The organism is Enterobacter sp. BIDMC 27 (assembly GCF_000534415.1).
Lineage (GTDB): Bacteria > Pseudomonadota > Gammaproteobacteria > Enterobacterales > Enterobacteriaceae > Enterobacter > Enterobacter hormaechei_C.
On the sequence record NZ_KI973178.1, the window covers coordinates 4,226,506 to 4,248,685 of the forward strand.

At 56.7% G+C, this 22,180-nt stretch carries 19 protein-coding genes; 11 read left to right on the top strand and 8 right to left on the bottom strand.

Going from position 1 to position 22,180, the window contains the following annotated elements; genetic code table 11:
• The first annotated feature begins 3 nt into the window (after positions 1–3).
• The gene (ppx, locus tag L463_RS02990; protein ID WP_032673270.1) at positions 4–1,542 is read left to right on the top strand and encodes an exopolyphosphatase; all 1,539 of its coding nucleotides are present in this window, start codon (positions 4–6) and stop codon (positions 1,540–1,542) included.
• 4 nt (positions 1,543–1,546) lie between these two features.
• Here ppx and L463_RS02985 read toward each other — a convergent pair whose 3' ends face one another.
• Complete coding sequence (locus L463_RS02985; RefSeq protein WP_023295130.1) at positions 1,547–3,787, bottom strand: EAL domain-containing protein; 2,241 nt, start codon at positions 3,785–3,787, stop codon at positions 1,547–1,549.
• Between the two features lie 368 nt (positions 3,788–4,155).
• On the opposite strand from L463_RS02985, the gene L463_RS23805 reads away from it, so the two are divergent.
• The 3 genes from L463_RS23805 (at position 4,156) to L463_RS02970 (ending at position 5,707) form a co-directional block, all read left to right on the top strand.
• The gene (locus L463_RS23805) at positions 4,156–4,326 is read left to right on the top strand and encodes a YfgG family protein (protein WP_017383512.1); all 171 of its coding nucleotides are present in this window, start codon (positions 4,156–4,158) and stop codon (positions 4,324–4,326) included.
• A gap of 156 nt (positions 4,327–4,482) precedes the next feature.
• Entirely contained in the window at positions 4,483–4,950 is a 468-nt protein-coding gene (locus tag L463_RS02975; protein WP_015572184.1) for a DUF6130 family protein, read from the top strand.
• Positions 4,951–4,960: 10 nt separating this feature from the next.
• Positions 4,961–5,707 (top strand): alpha/beta fold hydrolase, encoded by a 747-nt coding sequence (locus L463_RS02970; protein WP_032102789.1) that lies wholly within the window; start codon positions 4,961–4,963, stop codon positions 5,705–5,707.
• 129 nt (positions 5,708–5,836) lie between these two features.
• On the opposite strand, the gene L463_RS02965 is transcribed toward L463_RS02970, so the two are convergent.
• Positions 5,837–6,673, bottom strand: a complete 837-nt coding sequence (locus L463_RS02965; protein ID WP_032102791.1) for a MipA/OmpV family protein — start codon at positions 6,671–6,673, stop codon at positions 5,837–5,839.
• 203 nt (positions 6,674–6,876) lie between these two features.
• Here L463_RS02965 and L463_RS02960 point away from each other — a divergent pair, with 203 nt between their 5' ends.
• From L463_RS02960 to L463_RS02950, 3 genes are all read left to right on the top strand, one after another.
• A complete protein-coding gene (locus tag L463_RS02960; RefSeq protein ID WP_032102792.1) occupies positions 6,877–7,554 on the top strand; it encodes a response regulator in 678 nt (225 codons plus the stop codon).
• Positions 7,554–8,942, top strand: coding sequence for a sensor histidine kinase (locus L463_RS02955; protein WP_032673272.1), 1,389 nt, complete (start codon positions 7,554–7,556; stop codon positions 8,940–8,942). Before L463_RS02960 ends, L463_RS02955 begins: the two co-directional genes overlap by 1 nt.
• A 167-nt stretch (positions 8,943–9,109) precedes the next feature.
• On the top strand, positions 9,110–9,589 hold the full coding sequence (locus L463_RS02950; protein WP_003860591.1) for an RrF2 family transcriptional regulator: 480 nt from the start codon (positions 9,110–9,112) through the stop codon (positions 9,587–9,589).
• Positions 9,590–9,655: 66 nt separating this feature from the next.
• Here L463_RS02950 and oqxB read toward each other — a convergent pair whose 3' ends face one another.
• Together oqxB and L463_RS02940 are read right to left on the bottom strand one after the other, a co-directional pair.
• Complete coding sequence (oqxB, locus tag L463_RS02945; protein WP_017692935.1) at positions 9,656–12,808, bottom strand: multidrug efflux RND transporter permease subunit OqxB; 3,153 nt, start codon at positions 12,806–12,808, stop codon at positions 9,656–9,658.
• 23 nt (positions 12,809–12,831) lie between these two features.
• The gene (locus L463_RS02940; protein WP_023295135.1) at positions 12,832–14,007 is read right to left on the bottom strand and encodes an efflux RND transporter periplasmic adaptor subunit; all 1,176 of its coding nucleotides are present in this window, start codon (positions 14,005–14,007) and stop codon (positions 12,832–12,834) included.
• Between the two features lie 337 nt (positions 14,008–14,344).
• Here L463_RS02940 and L463_RS02935 point away from each other — a divergent pair, with 337 nt between their 5' ends.
• Entirely contained in the window at positions 14,345–14,698 is a 354-nt protein-coding gene (locus L463_RS02935) for a helix-turn-helix domain-containing protein (RefSeq protein WP_015572178.1), read from the top strand.
• Positions 14,699–14,799: 101 nt separating this feature from the next.
• Here L463_RS02935 and guaA read toward each other — a convergent pair whose 3' ends face one another.
• Complete coding sequence (guaA, locus tag L463_RS02930) at positions 14,800–16,377, bottom strand: glutamine-hydrolyzing GMP synthase (protein ID WP_032102795.1); 1,578 nt, start codon at positions 16,375–16,377, stop codon at positions 14,800–14,802.
• Between the two features lie 67 nt (positions 16,378–16,444).
• Positions 16,445–17,911, bottom strand: a complete 1,467-nt coding sequence (gene guaB, locus L463_RS02925; RefSeq protein WP_032673275.1) for an IMP dehydrogenase — start codon at positions 17,909–17,911, stop codon at positions 16,445–16,447.
• 159 nt (positions 17,912–18,070) lie between these two features.
• Between guaB and xseA the strand changes: the two genes are divergently transcribed.
• The 3 genes from xseA to L463_RS02910 are packed head-to-tail and all read left to right on the top strand — an operon-like array spanning position 18,071 to position 20,873.
• The gene (xseA, locus tag L463_RS02920) at positions 18,071–19,444 is read left to right on the top strand and encodes an exodeoxyribonuclease VII large subunit (protein ID WP_032102796.1); all 1,374 of its coding nucleotides are present in this window, start codon (positions 18,071–18,073) and stop codon (positions 19,442–19,444) included.
• 58 nt (positions 19,445–19,502) lie between these two features.
• A complete protein-coding gene (locus L463_RS02915; RefSeq protein ID WP_017383522.1) occupies positions 19,503–20,522 on the top strand; it encodes a M4 family metallopeptidase in 1,020 nt (339 codons plus the stop codon).
• Positions 20,523–20,873 carry a protealysin inhibitor emfourin gene (locus L463_RS02910; RefSeq protein ID WP_006811517.1) on the top strand — a complete coding sequence of 117 codons (351 nt, stop codon included), beginning with the start codon at positions 20,523–20,525 and terminating at the stop codon, positions 20,871–20,873.
• On the opposite strand, the gene L463_RS02905 is transcribed toward L463_RS02910, so the two are convergent.
• The gene (locus L463_RS02905) at positions 20,870–21,091 is read right to left on the bottom strand and encodes a zinc ribbon domain-containing protein (RefSeq protein WP_015572176.1); all 222 of its coding nucleotides are present in this window, start codon (positions 21,089–21,091) and stop codon (positions 20,870–20,872) included. The genes L463_RS02910 and L463_RS02905 overlap by 4 nt on opposite strands.
• Positions 21,092–21,141: 50 nt before the next feature.
• On the bottom strand, positions 21,142–22,176 hold the full coding sequence (locus L463_RS02900) for a Gfo/Idh/MocA family oxidoreductase (RefSeq protein WP_032102799.1): 1,035 nt from the start codon (positions 22,174–22,176) through the stop codon (positions 21,142–21,144).
• Positions 22,177–22,180: the final 4 nt, after the last annotated feature.

The window sequence follows — 22,180 nt, forward strand, 5'->3', positions numbered from 1 at the left end:
CCTATGCCAATAAACGATAATACCCCACGCCCGCAGGAGTTCGCTGCGGTCGATCTTGGCTCAAACAGTTTCCATATGGTCATCGCCCGCGAGGTGGATGGCGCGATGCAGATCATCGGTCGTCTGAAGCAGCGTGTGCATCTGGCCGATGGACTCGACGCGCGTAACATGCTGAGCGAAGAGGCCATGGAGCGCGGGCTGAACTGTCTGTCGCTGTTCGCAGAACGTTTGCAAGGCTTTTCGCCGTCCAGCGTCTGCATCGTCGGGACGCATACGCTACGCCAGGCGCTGAACGCGCCGGAGTTTCTTAAGCGCGCGGAAAAGGTTATCCCCTACCCGATTGAGATCATCTCCGGTAACGAAGAAGCGCGCCTGATTTTTATGGGCGTGGAGCATACGCAGCCGGAAAAAGGCCGCAAGCTGGTGATTGATATCGGCGGTGGTTCCACGGAACTGGTGATTGGCGAAGACTTCGAGCCGCGTCTGGTGGAAAGCCGCCGTATGGGCTGCGTCAGCTTCGCGCAGATGTATTTCCCTGGCGGCGTCATCACCCGCGAAAACTTCCAGCGCGCGCGCATGGCCGCCGTACAAAAACTCGAAAATCTGGCCTGGCAATACCGTATTCAGGGCTGGAACGTGGCGCTGGGCGCATCGGGTTCGATTAAAGCGGCCCATGAAGTGCTGCTGGCAATGGGTGAAAAAGACGGGTTTATTACGCCTGAGCGCCTGGTGAAACTCACCGAAGAGGTGCTTAAGCATAAGAGCTTCGACGCCCTGAGTTTGCCGGGTCTGTCCGACGAACGTAAAGCCGTGTTCGTACCGGGGCTGGCGATCCTCTGCGGCGTGTTTGACGCGCTGGCGATCAAAGAGCTGCGCCTCTCTGACGGCGCCCTGCGTGAAGGCGTGCTGTATGAGATGGAAGGCCGTTTCCGTCATCAGGATATTCGCAGCCGCACCGCGCAGAGCCTGGCCAACCAGTACAACATTGACCGCGAACAGGCGAAACGGGTGCTCGAAACCACGGTTCAGATGTACGAGCAGTGGGAGGAGCAGAATCCGAAGCTGGCGCATCCGCAGCTGGCCGCGCTGTTGAAATGGGCCGCCATGTTGCACGAGGTGGGGCTGAACATTAACCACAGCGGAATGCATCGCCATTCAGCCTATATTCTGCAAAACAGCGATCTGCCTGGCTTCAACCAGGAGCAGCAATCCATGATGGCGACGCTGGTGCGCTATCACCGCAAAGCCATCAAGCTCGACGATCTGCCGCGCTTTACGTTATTTAAGAAAAAGCAGTTCCTGCCGCTCATTCAGCTGTTGCGCCTGGGCGTGTTGCTCAATAATCAGCGACAGGCAACCACCACGCCGCCGACGCTGAAGCTAAAAACGGATGACTATCACTGGACGCTGAGCTTCCCGCACGACTGGTTTAGCCAGAACGCGCTGGTGCTGCTGGATCTGGAAAAAGAGCAGCAGTACTGGGAAGCGGTCACCGGCTGGCTGTTGAAGATTGAAGAAGATAGTTCTGAGGCGGCAGCGTAACGGCTCAGGCGCTCTCCTGAGAAGGCTGCGTGTTGAGCAACGTATCAAGCTCAGCCGGCAACCCAATCAAATAGCCCTGCACATAATCGATACCTAGCGCGTGCACCGCGCTACGTATCTCTTCCGTTTCCACATATTCCGCCACCACCAGCATTTTCTTCATCCGGGCCAGATGGCAAATGGAAGCCACAATCTGGTAATCCAGGCTGTTGCTGACAATATTGCGAATAAAACCGCCATCGATTTTGAGAATGTCTGCGTCCACGCTTTTTAACCGCGCATAGCTGGCGTAGCCCGTGCCAAAATCATCAATGGCGATCCGGATGCCCATTTTTTGTAATTTCCTGAGGGTCGATGCCGCCAGATCCGCATGACCAAAGGCGCTGCTTTCGGTCACTTCAAAGATCAGCTGCCACGCTTCAACGGCGTATTTGGCTAACAGGCGGCTCACTTCAAGCGGGAACTGCGCCCTGTAGGCGGTAGAAGGTGCGAGGTTGATCGCAAAGCGCTGGCCCGGCAAACGCTGGCGGTGCTGTGCCAGAAAACTCAACGTACGCTCCAGTACCCATAAATCAACACGCGACGATAAACCAAACTCCTGTGCAATGGGCAGGAACTGCTCGGGAAAGATCAGCGCCCCGTTATCATCACGCATTCGCAGCAGCACCTCGTGATAACAATCACCGCGCAGCCCGCGAACGGGCTGAACCAGCAGGGTAAAAGCGTCCTGCTCCAGCGCGGCCTGCAAACGACTCATCATCGCGACCTTATCTTTCAGGCTACGCTGCAAATGAACAGCCCCGCGCTGCTGAAGATTTTCCGGGTGGTTGGTAGAAAGGGAGAGATCGGCCACGATGCCCAGTTCCCCCAGCACCAGATAGAGATGATTGACGGGTGAGCGTACATAGCAATAGCTCACGCCGACCTGAGGCTGTACCGGCATACCATCCCAGATAAAAACAAACTGCTTGATATGCTCGTCCAGCGTTTCAATGCGCTGTTGATGCGACTCCGCCTCCAGACGCACCGCCATGTCATACCCGGTGAGGTGATAGACTCGCTCATTGGGCTGAAGGGTGCCGTTTATCCATTGCGCCAGCTGCTGTTTATACTGGATCCGCAGCATCACGCCGTAATTGCGTCCCAGCACCTCCAGCTCGGGCACGCGCAGTAAACAGAGCGCTGACCACGGATGACTGGCCAGCTCGCGCGACAGCGCCCGCAGGTTGGGCATATGCACCACCGGATCGAGAAAAGCCTGACTGCGGGAGCGAATATTGATGGCCCGCTGGCGTGTCGCCAGCATCGACATGTACGTCACAACGAAGGAAAAGACCAGATAGCTGGATGAGGTGATCGCCAGCTGAATGCCATACCCCTCTTGCACCGGAATGTAGTGATAAAAAAAGTGAATCGACACCAGCAGGACCGGCGTCCAGATGAGTGACATCAGCTTGTAGCCAAAGCGCATCGCACCCCAGAGCATCACCGGCATCAGCAGGGACAAGGTGTAGTTGGTACTGAAAATGGAACTGTTTGCATTCATGGGCAACAGCAGCATGACCAGCAACCCGCCCAGGGCTAAAAACCACACCACAAACTCAACGGCCGTCACCTTTTTGTCTATTTGCGCGCGGAGCTGGGACATCAGTCCCTTAATATAGCGCGGATGACGTATCAGGCGGATCAGCAGGTAGCTTAGCGGCACGCCCGTCAGCCCGCTTACCAGCAGCCCCTGATAGTTAATAAGGGTCCGAATATTGAGGGGATTCAGTCCTGCGAGGCTCTGGCGGCTCTCATAGACGCCGAGATAGACCGCAAACTGAAACAGCAGCAGAAATAGCGTTGCCGGGCAAAACACCTGCCAGAAAATACGCTGCCCCATCAGGCGTATGTCACCGTAAGCGGTCATATTGCGCCGGGGCGCAAACACGCGATAACCGCCCCAGCTGAGCACCAGAGGAACGATAAAATGCAGAATGCCGGCCATGGCTTCAAATAACCCAACGGAGGGGTAATAACGTAAAAACAGCGACACCACCACCCCGGGGAGGGCTTCCAGGCCAAAGAATAACATCAGCGTCAGCAAAAAGGAGAGCGGGAGATAATAGAGCGCAACGATACCGTCGCCCAACTGCGTTAAGGTATTAGCCACACTAAGCACCGGGAGTAACACGACGGGTAAAATAAGAGGAAGTGCCCACCAGCGGTCTTTATTTTGCTTCAGGATGTGGTGAATATTCATAGATGCTCGTTTACAACCCTTGCGCTCCAGAGGGTAAATGAAGACAGGCATCCAACCTGACGTACACGTTGCCTGGAAAATTCCTGGCAAGCACAGTGGAGGAGGGATTTTAAATATCAACGACGGGATGCGGTTGACCTAAATCAAATTAATTTATCTGAATAAACCTTTCTTACGTTTTTTTTGAATATTTTTCCTGTAATTATCAATGCGATAAATAAAATCGTTGTTTTTAATAACATAAATTAATGTAAGCATTGACGCTATTTTACATTTCGCCGAATTGACCCTGACTTGCGGCTGTGCCTTAATAGCCGTATCGCCCAAAAGGGTATACTCAGGAAAAGAAAGTGAGTCAGGCTACGCGTATGCGAAAACGACATCGATTTAACACCCGGATGACCCGCATCATACTGCTTATCAGTTTCCTGTTTTTCTTTGGCCGCTTTGTTTATTCCTCCATTGGCGCCTGGTATCACCATCAGGACAAAATTCAGTCGCAGCAATCAGGTCTTGTGGTGGATTCGCCCGAGCGCTAAAGCGTGTTCGCTCCCGGAAGACAAACTGTATCGCACTGTATCCCGAGCGCTACGCTGACAAACCGGTACAAAACGCCCGCAAAAGCAAACATCCCCGATACATAAAAATGGTCTTCTGTCTCCCTCGCCATAATAAACTGATGAGGAGAGACACAGATGATTCGTCGATATTTCCTGCTTCCTGTATTTGCGCTGACGTCCTTTGCTGGCGCAATGGCCGCACCGTTGGATGGCCTGAGCGCCGCTGATGTCAACGGTCCAGCCGCCGTCGCCCCGCCTGAACACCCCCAGCCGCCAGCAAAACTGATTGTCGATCCGCCGCTGGCGGGACCGCTAAGTAAAGGTGCGGTCTTTATTCAGTACCGTGTCGAAAACCTGCGCATTGAACCTGTATTTGGACCCGACGCGCTGAAAGTCACTCCGCGTATCGGCCATATTCACGTTGTGGTGGATGACGCCCCCTGGCACTGGGCTGATACCAGCGGCGAGCCGGTGATCCTGGTCGGGCTGCCCGCAGGAAAGCACAAGGTGACGATCGTCGTTGCCGACCCGACGCATAAACCCATCGACCATAAAACCGTTGAATTCACCGTGCCGCCACACGCCGCGGTTCATCACTTTTAAGGAGCCTGTTATGAAAGCATTGTCTGTATTAACAGCGATGGTGCTGGCGGTTTCCACCAGCGCGCTGGCAGAGACGAAAGCCAGCGTGGTGCTGGTGCACGGGGCGTTTGCCGACGGCAGCAGCTGGAATAAGGTGATTACCCGGCTGCAAAAACACCATACCGAGGTCATTGCGGTACAACTTCCGCTCACGTCTCTGAAAGATGATGTCGCCGCCACGCAGCGTGCTATCGCCCGGGCTCATGGGGATGTGGTGCTGGTCGGTCACTCCTGGGGCGGGACGGTAATCAGCGAGGCGGGAAACAATGCCCGCGTGAAGTCACTGGTTTACGTTGCCGCTTTTGCGCCGGATTCCGGCCAGTCGACGGCAGCTCTGGCAAATAGCTTCCCTGCTCCGCCAGGGAGCGCCAGCCTCGCTAAAACCACAGAGGGGTATTTATATCTGCCGACAAAAGCGGTCAGCGAGAATTTTGCCCCTGACGTAAAGGACGTTGAGCGCAGCGTGATTGCCGCGACGCAGGGCCCCATTAAGGCCGATGCGTTTGGGGAGAAAATCGCGCATGCCGCCTGGCATGACAAACCGAGCTGGTATGTGGTCAGCAAAAATGACCGGATGATCAATCCTGAGCTAGAGCGCGCAATGGCGAAGAAAATCAACGCCAACACCACGGAGGTAGCGGCAAGCCATGTATCGATGGTCAGCCAGCCGGACGTCATTACCCGTACGATTGAACAGGCGTTATCGGGTCAACAGTGATAAAAAAGCCCGCATGATGAACGGTCCGACTTCGGGCCACGCCATCCTGCGGGCTTTATGCACTTCCGGCTCCTGCAACGGGGTTATGTGCGGTTTTGTCACAAACGCGCCTTCCCCCTCGCTGAACCATCAGAAGCTGTACGTCACCTTCAAACTTCCCACAGGAGACGTTTTTCGCTGAACAATGGGGCTATCGCCAGCCTCTCCCGTCAGCTGCGTAACGCCAGCTGCGGCAAGCAGGCTCCAGCGGGAGGTAAGCTTATGGGTCCAGTCCAGGTTCAGCGAATACGCATATATTCCCGATCCGGCATCGTGTCGGGCAAAACCCGATGCGGCCGACTGGGCGGCATTCACCCCGTAGTAGGTTTGCACATACTTACTGGATCCCCAGCTACCGGTCAGCGCCAGCGTTAACACATTTTTCGGAGATGTATAGAGCGGGCTGGCAATGCCGAAATGCACAGCTTCACCATTGTCTCTCTCAGAAACCGGGACCTCTGCCTGCAACTGCACGGTCAGCCAGTCAGTCACCCTGTATCCCAGCCCTGGCACAACGATAGCTGAACCTTTAATGTCACCCATTCCTCGCAGGTCGTCGCTGCCGGAGGCGATCGAATCGCTGCTTACGTCGCGATCCTTACGTCCAGCGCGATAGCTCAGCGCTGCGTTGTAGTCCAGGTTACCAAAGCTGTTGCCGTAGCCGATCCCCCGCGTGGTGCTGACAAAAAAACCATTGGCCATCGCGTAATCAACCACCTGAGCCGCAGAGACCCGGCTCTTGTCCGAACCGGAATAGCGTGGCGCAACATCCACGCCGCCTCCTAGGGTTAACACGTTGCCCTGAGGCTGATCTGCCGCCAGGGTCGGGGTAGCCAGTAACGCCAGGACGGCCCCCGGCAAGATGCTTTTCATGCTGCGACCGATGCGTGAACGGGGGAAACTATTACGCAGTGTGATGTTTCTCATTAAAGAAGCCCTTTGGATTCAGATGATTGCGATACAAGCGGTGTTAAACGCCAGAGCGCTCATTCTGAATACTTACCCTAAGGTTCTTATGAGCCGTAAATGAAGAAATGCTGAAGCACGTGAAGGTTCTGTAAACCCTGTAGAATTCCTGTTACCGTTTTTTCTTCAGTTGTTCTTCATGCACTGTTGATACAGTTACCAATGTGAAAATTCTACTAATTGAAGACGACCTGGATCTCGGCAATGGCGTGCGTATCGCCCTTGCAGATCAAGGATTTGATGTCATATGGGTACGCCGCAAAGAGGATGCGCTGCATCAGCTTGGGATCTGCGTGCCGGAACTTATTTTGCTCGACCTGGGGCTGCCCGATGGCGATGGCATGAGCCTGATGACGCGCCTGCGTCAACAGCTTAAGGGCGTCCCCGTCATCATCCTGACGGCGCGAGGCACGCTACAGGACCGCCTGTGCGGGCTGGATGCAGGTGCAGACGATTATCTGGTCAAACCTTTTGTTCTCGCCGAACTGCTGGCGCGCGTGAGAGCCCTTGCGCGGCGCAGTTACGGTTTTGAAAATGAGGCAATAGAAATTCGCGGTTTGTCGCTTCATATTCCGACGCGTCGCGTAACGGTGAGCGCACGCCACGTTGAGCTGACGGCAAGCGAATATGCGCTGCTTGAAACGTTACTGCTACGCGCCGATCGCGTGCTTACGCGACGGTATCTGGAAGAAAGGATATTTGGCACGAAAGAAAACCTCAGCAACGCGCTTGACGTGCATATGGGTAACCTGCGGCGAAAAATTGGCGATGGCTTTGTGCGAACGGTAAGAGGCGTTGGGTATGTCATCGATACCGTACCCGTTCAGAAGGCGGCAGGTTGATGCGTAATTTTTGGCACCACCTCCGGCTTCCCACGCTGGTCAGGCGAATGCTGGTCGCCCAGATGCTGCTGCTTACGTTGCTCTGGTGTCTCTTTTTAACCTTCATTTTGCTGGAAGACCTGCGTAGCCCTCCCATACTGACGGGCAGTGAGACTTATGAAACCGTTTTTTCCCTGGTGGAGAGTATGGACGATCGTCCGCAGGCGCGTGATGCTGTGCTGGCAGCGTTCAGCAAGGCTCTGCGGGAGGGCTATGGCGGCGGCGAAGATCCGGAGCTGTCCATCAACCTCATTGTTCGCAAGAATAACGAGATTATTTTTTCTTCGGATGGTGCGCCGACGGGGGTAAAAAATAGCCGTCTGGGGGTCATGCAGCATGTCCAGAGTGAGGACCATACATGGACGAGCCGTACCCTCAAATCCGCGCACTCCGACGTGGAAGTCACCCTTTTTACCCCTGCCGGTAGCTGGAATTTCTTTATCTATCTGAACTCGCGCGGCTACTACGTCATGCCGCTGATGATATGCATCCCTTTTCTTCTGTTCCCCGCGTGGCTGTCCATCCGCATCGCGATGCGCCCCTGGAACAAGGTGGTGAATGAAATTTCATTGCGCACGCCGGACGATCTCTCGCCTTTAAAAGCCGTCCCCAGACACAGGGAGCTTCGCCAGACGGTCGACGCGATTAATGACTTTCTGGCCAGGGTGCGGGAAAGCGCCGAAAGGGAAAGAATGTTTATTGCCGATGCCGCACACGAACTGCGTACGCCTCTGGCCGCGATGCGGATCAACGTCGAGGCGTTGCAGTCCTGGGTCATCAGCGAAAGCCAGCAGGAGCTGCTTGCGGGCATTGTTCGCAGCAATAGCCGTGCTGCGCGTCTCGTCAATCAGCTTCTGCTGATGATGCACAGCGAAGCGCACATCAGCATGGTGATGTCGCCTGTGCCGCTGACGACGCTTATTCAGGAGCGAATGGCTGCCCTGGAACCGCTGGCGTCCGGGCGCAGAATTGAGTTTGAATTCATCGCCGATGATGAAATCCATATCACAGGCATTCGGGAACGTCTGGTATCGCTGATCGACAATTTAATTGAGAATGCCGTGAAGTACAGCCCTGAGGGTGGACGCATTGAGGTACAACTGCAATCGCGTGACAAGTCCGCTCAGCTGCGCGTCTTAGACGCGGGTCCCGGCATTCCGGTTGAATTGCGGGAGCGCGTGTTCGACAGATTTTTCCGCGATCCTAATCAGACCCAAAGCGGGAGTGGACTGGGGCTTGCTATCGTTAAAGCCGTTACGCAGCAACACAACGGCAGGGTCAATCTGAGTACGTCAGCCGAAGGCGGTCTTATGGTGACCGTTGATTTCCCGAATCCGGCGTTCGCATGAACGTAAACGCGGCGCTACACGTCCTGACATGTGTCAGCGCAGCGTTACTTCACGTATGCCGCAGATTGCTTCAATAAAATTACCGTATTTGTTATATTGTTACTTACTGATTATTCACCTCTGCGGTGCCAAAAAGAACAAGATTCACCGCAACCCAGGACAGAAAAATGTTAGATTACCGCTTCCCGACAGCTTTGCAGATGGTTCTCAGCGTAGCGATGGCGGAGCAATCGGGTGAACGTTCGACGAGTGCAATCCTGGCTTACGGCCTGGAAGCGAATCCGAGCTTTATCCGCAAATTAATGGTTCCTCTCGCCCGCGACGGCATTATCGTCTCCACGCTTGGCCGCAACGGCTCTATTCACCTTGGCCGCCCGGCGGAAGAGATTACCCTGCGTGATATCTACCTTTCCGTCACTGAAGATAAAAAGCTGTGGGCGTCCCGTCCTGACGTCCCGGCCCGCTGCGTGGTCAGCGCCAACGCCTGCTGGTACTTCAAATCAATCGCTGATGAAGCGGAGCAGGCTTCGTTAGCGGTTTTAGCGCGCCATACCGTCGCCAGCGCGCTGGAAGAGGTGAAAAAAGCCGATACCAGCGGGTGCGATCCGGTGCCGGAACTCTGCACACAGCATAAAAAAGCGCCCTAATCCTGACAGACTGCGAAAAAAAAGCCGCCTTCATTGTGAAGGCGGCTTTTTGCTATCTGCTACGTCCTACGCAGGCAACACCTCTCTTTCCGCTTTACCGCGCGTCACGAACTTACGCAGCGTCACGTAAAAGACCGGCGTCAGGAACAGACCAAACAGCGTCACACCCAGCATCCCGGCGAACACGGTGATCCCGGTGACGCCGCGCACTTCTGCCCCTGCCCCGTGACCAAGGATCAGTGGAATGGTCCCGGCAATAAAGGCGATAGAGGTCATTACAATCGGGCGTAGACGCAGGCGGCACGCTTCCAGCGCGGCCTCCATAATGCCTTTGCCCTGAATTTCCAGCTCGCGGGCAAACTCCACGATAAGAATCGCGTTTTTACAGGCCAGCCCCATCAGTACCACCAGCCCTACCTGCACGAAGACGTTGTTATCGCCCCCGGTCAGCCAGACGCCGAACAGCGCGGAGAGCATCGTCATCGGCACGATGAGGATCACCGCCAGCGGCAGCGTCCAGCTTTCATACAGCGCCGCCAGCACCAGGAACGCCAGCAGCACCGCGACCGGGAAGACGATCAGCGCCGTGTTGCCCTGGGTGGCCTGCTGGAAGCTCAGGTCCGTCCATTCAATATTCATCCCGTTCGGCAGGATCTGCTTAGACATACCGTCCAGTTGCGTCATCGCCTGCGCGGAAGAGAGCACGCGCGGGTCGGCATCGCCAATCAGATCCGCCGCCGGGTAGCCGTTGTAGCGGATCACCGGGTCCGGACCGTAGGTGGTCGTGATTTTCACCATACTGCCAATCGGCACCATTTCACCCTGGCTATTACGGGTGCGTAAATTCGCGATATCTTCCACGCTGTCGCGGAACTGCCCGTCGGCCTGTGCCATTACGCGCCAGGTGCGACCGAACTGGTTGAAGTCATTCACATAAGACGAGCCCAGATAGGTTTGCAGCGTCCCGAAGAGATCGGTGAGCGACACGCCCTGCGCTTTCGCCTTATCACGGTCAACCTGTACATCCAGCTGCGGAACGTTTGCCTGGTAGGTTGAGATAGGGAAATGCATCCCCGGCGTCTGCATAATCGCCCCGGACATGGTGTTCACCGCGTTTTGCAGCGCGCCATAGCCCAGACCAGCACGATCCTGAATGTACAGCGAATAGCCCGATCCCTGGCCCAGACCTAAAATCGGCGGCGGCAGAATCGAGAAGCCAAAGCCCTGCTGGATTTGCGCGATTTTCGCGTTGATCTCCGCGTTTATTTCCGCCGCAGTATGTTTACGCTGGTCGAACGGCTTCAGGCCAAAGAAGACCGTCCCGGTGTTCGGCGTATTGGTGAACTGGAGCGCATTCAGGCCAGGAAACGCGACCGCATAATCCACGCCTTCGGTATTCATCCCGATTTCGCTCATTTTGCGGATCACCGCATCGGTGCGCGCCAGCGACGAGCCTTCCGGCATTTTCACGCCGCCGATCAGGTACAGCTTATCCTGCGTCGGAATAAACCCGCCGGGAACGGCTTTAAACATCACGCCCGCAGCGCAAAGCAGCAGCAAATAAACCACGAACACTGCCCCGCGTCGGCCGAGCGTTTTGCCCACCAGCCCCTGATAGCCAGTCGAGCTGCGGTGGAAAAAGCGGTTAAACGGACGGAAAATCCAGCCGAACAGACGATCGATAAGCCGGGTCGGGAAATCTTTCGGGGCGCCATGCGGCTTCAACAGCAGCGCGGCCAGCGCTGGCGAGAGCGTCAGCGAGTTGATCGCGGAAATCACCGTGGAAATGGCTATCGTTACCGCAAACTGCTTGTAGAACTGACCGGTCACGCCGGAGAGGAACGCCATCGGAACGAATACCGCACACAGCACCAGCGCAATGGCAATAATCGGTCCGGACACTTCACGCATCGCCTGATGCGCTGCCGCAAGTGGGGCGAGCCCCTCTTCGATATTTCGTTCGACGTTTTCCACCACCACGATGGCATCGTCCACCACGATACCAATCGCCAGCACCAGCCCGAACAGGCTCAGGGTATTCAGCGAAAAGCCCAGCAGGTAGAGAATACTGAACGTGCCCACTACCGATACCGGCACCGCAATCAGCGGGATTATCGACGCGCGCCAGGTTTGCAGGAACAGGATCACCACCAGCACGACCAGCACCACCGCTTCCAGCAGCGTTTGCACCACAGCGCGGATCGAGTCGCGTACAAACACCGTCGGGTCGTAAGGCGCCGCCCATTTCATATCGTCCGGGAATCGTGTGGACAGTTCGTCCATTTTGGCGCGTACCGCGTTAGACAGATCGATGGCGTTTGCCCCCGGCGACTGGAAGATACCAATCCCGACCGCGTCTTTATTGTTCAACTGGGAGCGCAGCGCGTAGCTGCCGGACCCCATCTCGACACGCGCCACGTCGCGCAGTCGGACGACCGTACCATCCTGCGTGGTTTTCAGGACAATGTTGCCGAACTCGTCTTCGGTATGCAGGCGGCCCTGGGCGTTAATGGAGATCAGGAAATCGCTCTCTTTCGGCAGCGGCTCGGCGCCAAGCTGCCCGGCGGACACCTGCACGTTCTGCTCCTGCATCGCCGTGACCACGTCCGAAGCGGTCAGCCCGCGGGCCGCGACCTTGTTCGGGTCCAGCCAGACGCGCATCGCGTATTCACCCGAGCCGAAAATCTGAATCTGCCCCACACCGGGCAGACGCGCCAGCTCGTCCTTCACCTTCAGCGTGGCGTAGTTACGCATATACAGTGAATCGTACTTACCGCCAGGCGAAAACAGATGCACCACCAGCGTCAGCGTTGGCGACTGTTTCTGAGTCGTGATGCCCAGACGCCGCACGTCTTCCGGCAGACGCGCTTCGGCCTGCGCGACGCGGTTTTGCACCTGAACCTGCGCCTGATCCGGGTCGGTGCCCGGACGGAAGGTGACGGTAGTCACCAGCACGCCGTCGGAACCCGCGACGGATTTCATGTACATCATGTTCTCAACGCCGTTGATCGCCTCTTCCAGCGGGGTTGCCACGGTCTCGGCAATCACTTTCGGGTTGGCGCCCGGGTACTCGGCGCGCACCTGCACGCTTGGCGGCACGACGTCAGGGTATTCGCTCACCGGCAGCAGCGGGATGGCGATTAATCCTGTGATAAAAATCAGAATCGACAGTACGGCGGCAAAAATCGGCCTGTCGATGAAAAAACGGGAAAAGTCCATGGATTGGATTCTCAGGTAAGGGATCAGTTGAGGGCGGCGCTGGCGGTCATGGCAACGGTTTTCGCGTTAACCGGCATACCCGGCATAAACACTTTTTGTAAACCATCGACGATGACTTTATCCCCGGGATTCAGCCCCTGCTGTACGATACGTAAACCGTCGGCCAGACGCCCGGGCGTAATGTCGCGGCGCTGCGCTTTCCCGTCTTTATCCACGATATAGACATATTTACGATCCTGATCGGTCAGCACCGCCTTATCGTCAACAAGCGTGGCTTTAAATTCCGCACTGCCCGGCAGACGCACGCGGGCAAAGAGTCCAGGCGTGAACTGACGCTGTGAGTTATCCAGCAGCGCGCGCATGCGGATCGTTCCGGTACCCGGCGTGAGCTGGTTATCCAGGAAATCCACTTTGCCCTGATGGGGATAGCCCTCCTCGCCCGTCAGGCCAATCTCCACCGGCAGCGCCGCATGATCGCCGGACACCCGCTGCCCGCTGCGGGCCAGGTTCTGATAGTGAAGGTAGGTTGACTCGTCCACGTCGAAGTAGACATAAACCGTTTTCTGCGAGACCAGGGTGGTGAGCACGCTGGCGCTGTCGCCCGCCGTCACCAGGTTACCGCTGGTGATCAGCGCCCGGCTGGCGCGACCGTCGATAGGCGCGGTCACTTTGGTGAAGTCGAGGTTAAGTTGCGCAGCATCTACCGCCGCCTGCGCGGCGCGAATATCGGCCTGCGCCTGGGTAGCGGCGGAACGGCGCTGCTCCCACTCTTCGCGGGACACCACGTTGGTATTGACTAATTTATCGGTACGGTTAGCCTCGCTTCGCGCCAGACTGGCCTGCGTTTTGGCCCTCGCCAGGTTCGCCTGCGCCTGTTCCAGCGCGGCGCGATAGGTTCGGTCATCAATCGTGAACAGCACCTCGCCCTTTTTCACCTCCTGGCCGTCGGTGTAATTCACTTTCTCAATGTAGCCGGAGACGCGCGGACGCAGCTGAACGCTTTCCACCGCTTCAATGCGACCGTTAAAGCTGTCCCACTGGCTAATGGATTTCACCACCACGTCAGCAGCGCTGACAACGGGCGCTTGCGGCGCGGCATTTTGCGCGACGCTGTCATCGCACCCGACGAGAAGCGCGGAGAGTAAAACCACCCCCATCGCGCTCAGATGAAAGTTACCCCAGGTTTTTTGCAGGCTCATTATTTTTATTCCGGTTATTGTAGCTGCCGGGCAAGACGCAGCGGGAGGCGCCGCGCCACTTCCTTTGTCCGGTAGCTGGCTGAAGGCCATTTGTGTCGTTCATCGCCACAAAACTGTAACAGTTGCGAATACACTATCGCGGCGATTGTAGGAAGGCGCTTAATTAAGTGCAAGAATAATTGTTGCACTTTATGTGCTATTTGCGGCGAAGATAAATCACGCGTTTTGAGAAGGGATTTAAATGCAACAATAAAACTTGCAATTAATGTAAAAACGGGTCACCTTTAAGTGCAACAAACAAAGATGCTTTTTAATGCGTGGCGTAGGGGGAAGCAAAATGAACACGGGTGCATTCATTCACGATTTACTCGACTGGATCGACAACAACCTCGATAGCCGTCTGGACATTGAAACCGTCTCCAGGCGAGCCGGCTATTCGAAATGGCACCTCCAGCGGCTTTTCAAAGAACATACCGGCTCCCCTCTCGCCGAATATATTCGCGCGCAAAAGCTGCAAAAATCGGTTGAGCGCCTGGCCCACAGCGATGAACCGATTCTGAACGTGGCGATCGCGCTGGGCTTTGACTCTCAGCAGTCCTTCAACCGCAGCTTTAAGCGTCAGTATGGTCAGGCACCCGGCGCATGGCGACGCAGTATCGGCTGCCGTGAATCGCGGCAGATGAGCCAGTAGTTCACCGCCGGGCCGGATATCGGCCAAAAAGAAAAACCCTCTGTAATCAGAGGGTTTTATCAGTCTTACCTGCTTATAACTTCGCAGGAAAGGTTATGGGCTTACTCCCACTCGATCGTCGCCGGTGGCTTGCCGCTGATGTCATACACCACGCGGGAAATGCCGTTCACTTCGTTGATGATGCGGTTAGACACGCGGCCTAAGAAGTCATACGGCAGGTGCGCCCAGTGCGCGGTCATGAAGTCGATGGTTTCCACCGCACGCAGGGAAACAACCCAGTCGTACTTACGGCCATCGCCCATCACGCCGACAGAGCGAACCGGCAGGAACACGGTGAACGCCTGGCTCACTTTGTTGTACAGGTCAGCTTTGTGCAGCTCTTCGATGAAGATCGCGTCCGCGCGACGCAGCAGGTCGCAGAACTCTTTCTTCACTTCGCCCAGCACGCGTACGCCGAGACCCGGGCCCGGGAACGGGTGACGGTAGAGCATGTCGTACGGCAGACCCAGTTCCAGGCCAATCTTACGCACTTCGTCTTTGAACAGCTCACGCAGCGGTTCAACCAGGCCCATCTTCATCTCTTTCGGCAGGCCGCCCACGTTGTGGTGAGATTTGATGACGTGCGCTTTACCGGTGGCGGAGGCCGCAGACTCGATCACGTCAGGGTAGATGGTGCCCTGCGCCAGCCATTTCACATCTTCCAGCTTCAGCGCTTCTTCGTCGAACACTTCCACGAACACGCGACCGATGATTTTACGTTTCGCTTCCGGATCGTTCTCGCCTTTCAGCTCGTCCAGGAAGCGCTGCTCGCCTTCCACGTGAACGATGTTCAGACCGAAGTGGTCGCCAAACATGTCCATAACCTGCTGGGCTTCGTTCAGACGCAGCAGACCGTTGTCCACGAAGACGCAGGTCAGGTTTTTACCGATGGCGCGGTGCAGCAGCATCGCGGTCACGGAGGAGTCCACGCCGCCGGAGAGGCCGAGGATCACTTTGTCATCGCCAACCTGCTGGCGGATACGCTCCACGGCATCGTCGATGATTTTTGCCGGGGTCCACAGGGCTTCACACTGGCAGATGTCACGCACGAAGCGCTCCAGCATGCGCATACCCTGACGGGTGTGGGTCACTTCCGGGTGGAACTGCACGCCGTAGAAGCGTTTTTCTTCGTTCGCCATGATGGCGAACGGGCAGCTTTCAGTGCTGGCAACGGTCACGAAGTCGGACGGGATAGCGGTGACTTTGTCGCCGTGGCTCATCCACACGTCCAGCAGCGGTTTGCCGTCTGCGGTCAGGGAGTCTTCGATACCGCGCACCAGCGCGCTGTCGGTGACGACTTCAACCTGTGCGTAGCCGAACTCACGCTCGTTAGAGCCTTCTACGTGGCCGCCCAGCTGCATCGCCATGGTCTGCATGCCGTAGCAAACGCCGAACACCGGTACGCCCGCTTCGAACACGTACTGCGGCGCACGCGGGCTGTTCTCTTCGGTAGTGCTTTCCGGGCCGCCGGACAGGATGATGCCGCTTGGATTGAACTCGCGAATCTGTGCTTCCGTGACATCCCACGCCCACAGCTCACAGTAAACGCCCAGTTCACGCACGCGGCGCGCCACCAGCTGAGTGTACTGAGAACCAAAGTCCAGGATGAGAATGCGATGTTTATGAATGTTTTCCGTCATTGACGCTAATTCCGAGGCAAGTGAAACAAAACAAAGCGCCCGGCATTGAGCCGGGCGCGGAAATTTATCAGGAGCCCAGACGGTAGTTCGGGGACTCTTTGGTGATCGTCACGTCGTGAACGTGGCTCTCCTGGATACCCGCACCGCTGATGCGTACGAATTCCGCTTTGGTACGCAGCAGGTCAATGGTACCACAGCCGGTCAGCCCCATACAGGAGCGCAGGCCGCCCATCTGCTGGTGAATGATCTCTTTCAGGCGGCCTTTATACGCCACGCGGCCTTCAATACCTTCCGGCACCAGTTTGTCAGCAGCGTTATCGGTCTGGAAGTAACGGTCAGAGGAACCTTTAGACATCGCGCCCAGGGAGCCCATACCGCGGTAGGATTTATAAGAACGCCCCTGGTAGAGTTCGATTTCACCCGGGGATTCTTCGGTACCGGCCAGCATGGAGCCCACCATCACGGCTGCGGCACCTGCGGCGATCGCTTTGGCGATGTCGCCAGAGAAACGGATACCGCCGTCCGCGATTACCGGAATACCGGTACCTTCCAGCGCTTCAACCGCGTCAGAAACCGCGGTGATCTGCGGCACGCCTACGCCGGTGACGATACGGGTGGTACAGATAGAGCCAGGACCGATACCCACTTTCACCGCGCTGCAACCCGCTTCCGCCAGCGCGCGAGCGCCTGCGCCGGTTGCTACGTTACCGCCGATGATCTGGAGATCCGGGTATTTAGCACGGGTTTCACGAATACGTTGCAGAACGCCTTCGGAGTGGCCGTGGGAGGAGTCAATCAGCAGCACGTCAACGCCCGCAGCAACCAGCGCGTCAACGCGCTCTTCGTTACCCGCACCTGCGCCAACCGCAGCGCCGACGCGCAGACGGCCATGCTCGTCTTTACAGGCGTTCGGTTTACGTTCTGCTTTCTGGAAATCTTTAACGGTGATCATGCCGCGCAGGTGGAAGTTCGCGTCCACAACCAGCGCTTTCTCAACGCGTTTTTCGTGCATTTTCGCCAGCACCACGTCGCGGGTTTCGCCTTCACGCACGGTCACCAGACGCTCTTTTGGCGTCATGTAGACGCTGACAGGCTGGTTCAGGTCAGTCACGAAACGCACGTCACGACCGGTAATGATACCCACCAGTTCGTTGTCTTCAGTGACTACCGGATAGCCTGCAAAGCCGTTACGCTCGGTCAGGGCTTTCACTTCGTGCAGCGTGGTGGTTGGCAGAACGGTCTGAGGATCGGACACGATACCGGATTCATGCTTCTTCACGCGGCGAACTTCTTCCGCCTGACGCTCGATAGACATGTTTTTGTGGATAAAGCCAATGCCGCCTTCCTGTGCCAGGGCGATAGCCAGACGCGCTTCAGTCACGGTGTCCATTGCTGCGGAGAGCATAGGAATGTTCAGACGAATGGTTTTCGTCAACTGCGTGCTGAGGTCGGCAGTATTCGGCAGAACGATGGAGTGAGCGGGAACGAGGAGGACGTCGTCAAACGTCAGTGCTTCTTTAGCGATACGTAGCATGGGCAATATCTCTGACCTGGGTGGTTAAATATTGCCGTGGCATTATACAGAGCGTAACCGATTGCATCCACACTTTTTTGAAAAAAATGCTTGCGCTCACCTCTCAGCAGGTTACTATCGACTGAATAACTTGCTGATTTAGAATTTGATCCCGCTCACATGTTATCCTCTCAATCCCCCTCAATTTATACTGTCAGCCGCCTTAATCAGACGGTGCGTTTGCTGCTTGAGCAGGAAATGGGACAGGTCTGGATCAGCGGTGAAATCTCTAACTTCACGCAGCCTGCTTCCGGTCACTGGTACTTTACGCTGAAAGACGACACCGCTCAGGTGCGCTGCGCGATGTTCCGCAACAGCAACCGTCGCGTGACGTTCCGTCCTCAGCATGGCCAGCAGGTTCTGGTTCGCGCCAATATTACCCTGTATGAGCCGCGCGGCGATTATCAGATTATCGTCGAGAGCATGCAGCCCGCCGGTGAAGGCTTATTGCAGCAGAAGTACGAGCAGCTAAAAGCCATGCTTTCGGCTGAGGGATTGTTCGACCAGCAGTTTAAAAAGCCCCTGCCCTCACCTGCCCACTGCGTTGGGGTTATCACCTCGAAAACCGGTGCGGCCCTGCACGATATTTTGCACGTCCTGAAGCGCCGTGACCCTTCCCTGCCCGTCATTATTTACCCAACTGCCGTTCAGGGTGACGATGCGCCGGGGCAGATCGTGCGCGCGATTGAACTGGCAAATGCCCGTCAGGAGTGTGATGTATTAATCGTTGGGCGCGGCGGCGGCTCGCTGGAAGACCTTTGGAGCTTTAACGACGAGCGCGTGGCGCGGGCAATCTTTGCCAGCCTTATCCCGGTGGTAAGTGCCGTCGGTCACGAAACGGATGTGACGATTGCCGATTTTGTCGCGGATTTACGCGCGCCCACGCCGTCCGCGGCGGCAGAGGTGGTCAGCCGTAACCAGCTGGAGCTGCTGCGTCAGATCCAGAACGGGCAGCAGCGCCTGGAGATGGCGATGGACTACTTCCTCGCCAACCGTACCCGCCGCTTTACCCAGCTTCACCATCGTCTGCAACAGCAGCATCCGCAATTGCGTCTGGCGCGTCAGCAAACCGTGCTGGAACGTCTGCGTCAGCGGATGAACTTCGCGCTGGATAACCAGCTTAAGCGGGCGGTATCGCGCCAGCAGCGCACGACGCAGCGTCTGAACCAGCAGAATCCGCAGCCGAAGATTTATCGCGCGCAAACGCGGATCCAGCAGCTTGAGTTCCGCCTCGCGGAAAATATCCGCTCACGCCTGAGCGCCACCCGCGAGCGTTTTGGCAATGCGGTCACCCATCTGGAAGCCGTCAGCCCGCTCTCCACGCTGGCTCGCGGCTATAGTGTGACCACCGCGACGGACGGCAAAGTGCTGAAACAAACGAAACAGGTTAAAGCCGGGGATGTGCTCACCACCCGGCTTTCTGACGGCTGGGTCGAGAGTGAGGTGAAAGAGATCAAACCGGTGAAAAAAACGCGCCAGCGTAAAAGCGGATAAATCTTCGCCGGTTACAAACTATACTGCTGCTATTGCCTTTTTTAATAAGGAGAGCAGCATGCCCCATCTTCATAGCGTCATCCCTCCGTATATTCTTCGTCGAATTATCGAAAGCGGTTCTGAGCCGCAGCAGCGCTGCGCCCGTCAGACCTTAACCCACGTCCAGACGCTGATGGCCCATATGCCGGGCAAACCCGCCGCGCCGCATGTGAATAAAGCCGGTCAGCTTGAGCGTGACATCTACGATGCGAAACAGACCCAGGAGCTGCCGGGTAGCCAGGTGCGCTATGAAGGCCAGCCCTCCAACGGCGATGTGGCGGTGGATGAAGCGTACGATTATCTGGGTATCACCCATGATTTCTTCTGGAAAGAATATCAGCGCGATTCGCTCGATAACAAAGGGCTGATCCTCACCGGCACCGTGCACTATGGCCGGGAATATCAGAACGCCTTCTGGAACGGCCAGCAGATGGTCTTTGGCGACGGTGACGGAGAAATCTTCAACCGCTTCACCATTGCCATCGACGTGGTGGCGCATGAGCTGAGCCACGGCGTGACCGAGACCGAAGCCGGACTGATCTATTTTGAGCAGTCGGGCGCGCTGAACGAGTCCTTATCAGACGTGTTCGGCTCGCTGGTGAAGCAATACCATCTTAAGCAAACCGCCGATAAAGCAGACTGGCTCATTGGTGAAGGGCTGCTGGCAGCGGGGATTAACGGCAAAGGGCTACGTTCCATGTCTGAACCCGGTACCGCCTACGACGATCCGCTGCTCGGCAAAGACCCGCAGCCCGCGCACATGAAAGACTTCATCAAGACGCGCGAGGATAACGGTGGCGTGCATCTTAACTCCGGCATCCCCAACCGCGCGTTTTACCTGGCCGCAACGGCGATCGGTGGCTACGCCTGGGAAAAAGCGGGTTATGCCTGGTACGACACGGTTTGCGATCGCAACCTGGCGCAGGATGCGGATTTTGACGCTTTCGCAAAACTGACGATCGCGCACGGCGAGAAACGCTCCGGTAGCGACGTTGGGGCGGCTATAAAACAAGCCTGGGAACAGGTAGGAGTGCTGTAAATGCAGGTTCCGGAACTGACGGATGACGCCGTGGTTGAGCTGGCCCGGGAAGGCGGCGTCGCCTTTATCCCTAAACTGAGCGGCCAGCGCACCATTGCGCTCTCCTCGCTTAATGAGGCCCAGCGCCAGCGCCTGGTGAGCATTCTTGAGCAGGCTTTCCCGCGCGGCCAGCCGCCCGGGCAAGCCTCTTCCCCCGGCAGCGGTGACCAGCGCTATTTCCGCATCCAGATTATCTGGACCGGCCAAAATCAGGCGCACTACGCCGATATCATCGTGCTGGTACCCGAGCAGGAAGCACCCGAGTCGCTGGTGGAACTGTGGCAGAAAGGTGAAGGCTGCGTGTGCGATTAACCTTCGGCCCGAACAAACTCCACGCGTTTTTTAGAGATAAGACCGTGGCCGTTCTGGCAAAAATAGTCCACCGCACCGCAGGCTTTTAGTACCTGGAGTGGCTGATGACACTCCGGGCAGCGGGCTTCGAGCGCGATATCTTTATTACAACTTTCGCAGTGCGCTACCCCGTTCAGGGGCTCCAGCGGTGTCTGGCAATCCGGGCAGGTAATCGTCATGGTGACTCCTTCAAAGCGTTCAGGTCTGCGATAATTTTACCACGTCGCGTTCAGTGCGGGCCACGCAACTGTTGCTGTAAGGTCAGCAGCAGCGTCACCTCCTCGACCCTGCGGCGCGTCGTGCGGCTCACCTGGTGCGGATCCCGTTCAAAGAGACTTTTTGCCCCCAGAATATGCTCCGCAAGGCAATGCTCGTAGATCGTACCGGGAATATGCCAGCGCTGAATTTCTTTACCCTTAATCAGCTCCAGCACATCTTCTGCGCCGCGTCGGTCGTGGCTGACGATACGCCCGTCGCGCAAATGGAAGCGTAATCCCTTTTGCCCGCCCGCAGGTCCCGCGTATTTGTTAAGCCAGATGTCCACCGGCACGCCGCTGATGCTTCCCTGCAAATGCGCCTCGCCTTCCGCCGTGGTCAGATCGCCCGTTGCGATTTCGCGGCCCAGGCGGTCTTTTGCTGTCACCACCTGCAACGTCATATCGTCACTGCCGCCCAGGTAAAGCACCGTTTCACGCAGCATCGCCAGCACGTGCGTACCGATATCCAGAATCACACCATCTGGATGGCGAAGCGTTCGCGCGTCTGGCTCGCCGGTGGCGAAGTTGAGCGCAATGGGCTCTCCTTCGGCGTTATACCCGCTTGGCTCCTGCAAAAAACCTTCGATTTTGACGATGTCAGAAACATGAGCGACCAGTGATTGCTTTACGCTATCGAGACGCGCCATCCAGTGATCGAGCGCCAGCACGCGGTCGGCGGCTCCCGGTTGAGCCAGCAGCGCTTTCAGTTTTTCAATTTGGGGCAGCGTGGCGACAATCGGTTTTTCTACCACAATACGCGACGCGGGTGAGGCCAGCGCCTGCTCAAGTACCTCGAGATGGTACAGGGAGGAAGTGGTGATAAACAGGGTATCCAGCGGGTGGGAAAGAAGTTCACCGAGCGACGCGCAACGTGTGACCCCTTCAGGCTGCTTCTCGGGATGAATATCAAAACCTAAACAGCGCGGAGTATCAGGAAAAAGATTTCGTATTGCCGGTAAGTAAGCCGTTTCAACCACAGCACCAAGCCCAACAAACCCTAACAGCATGTTC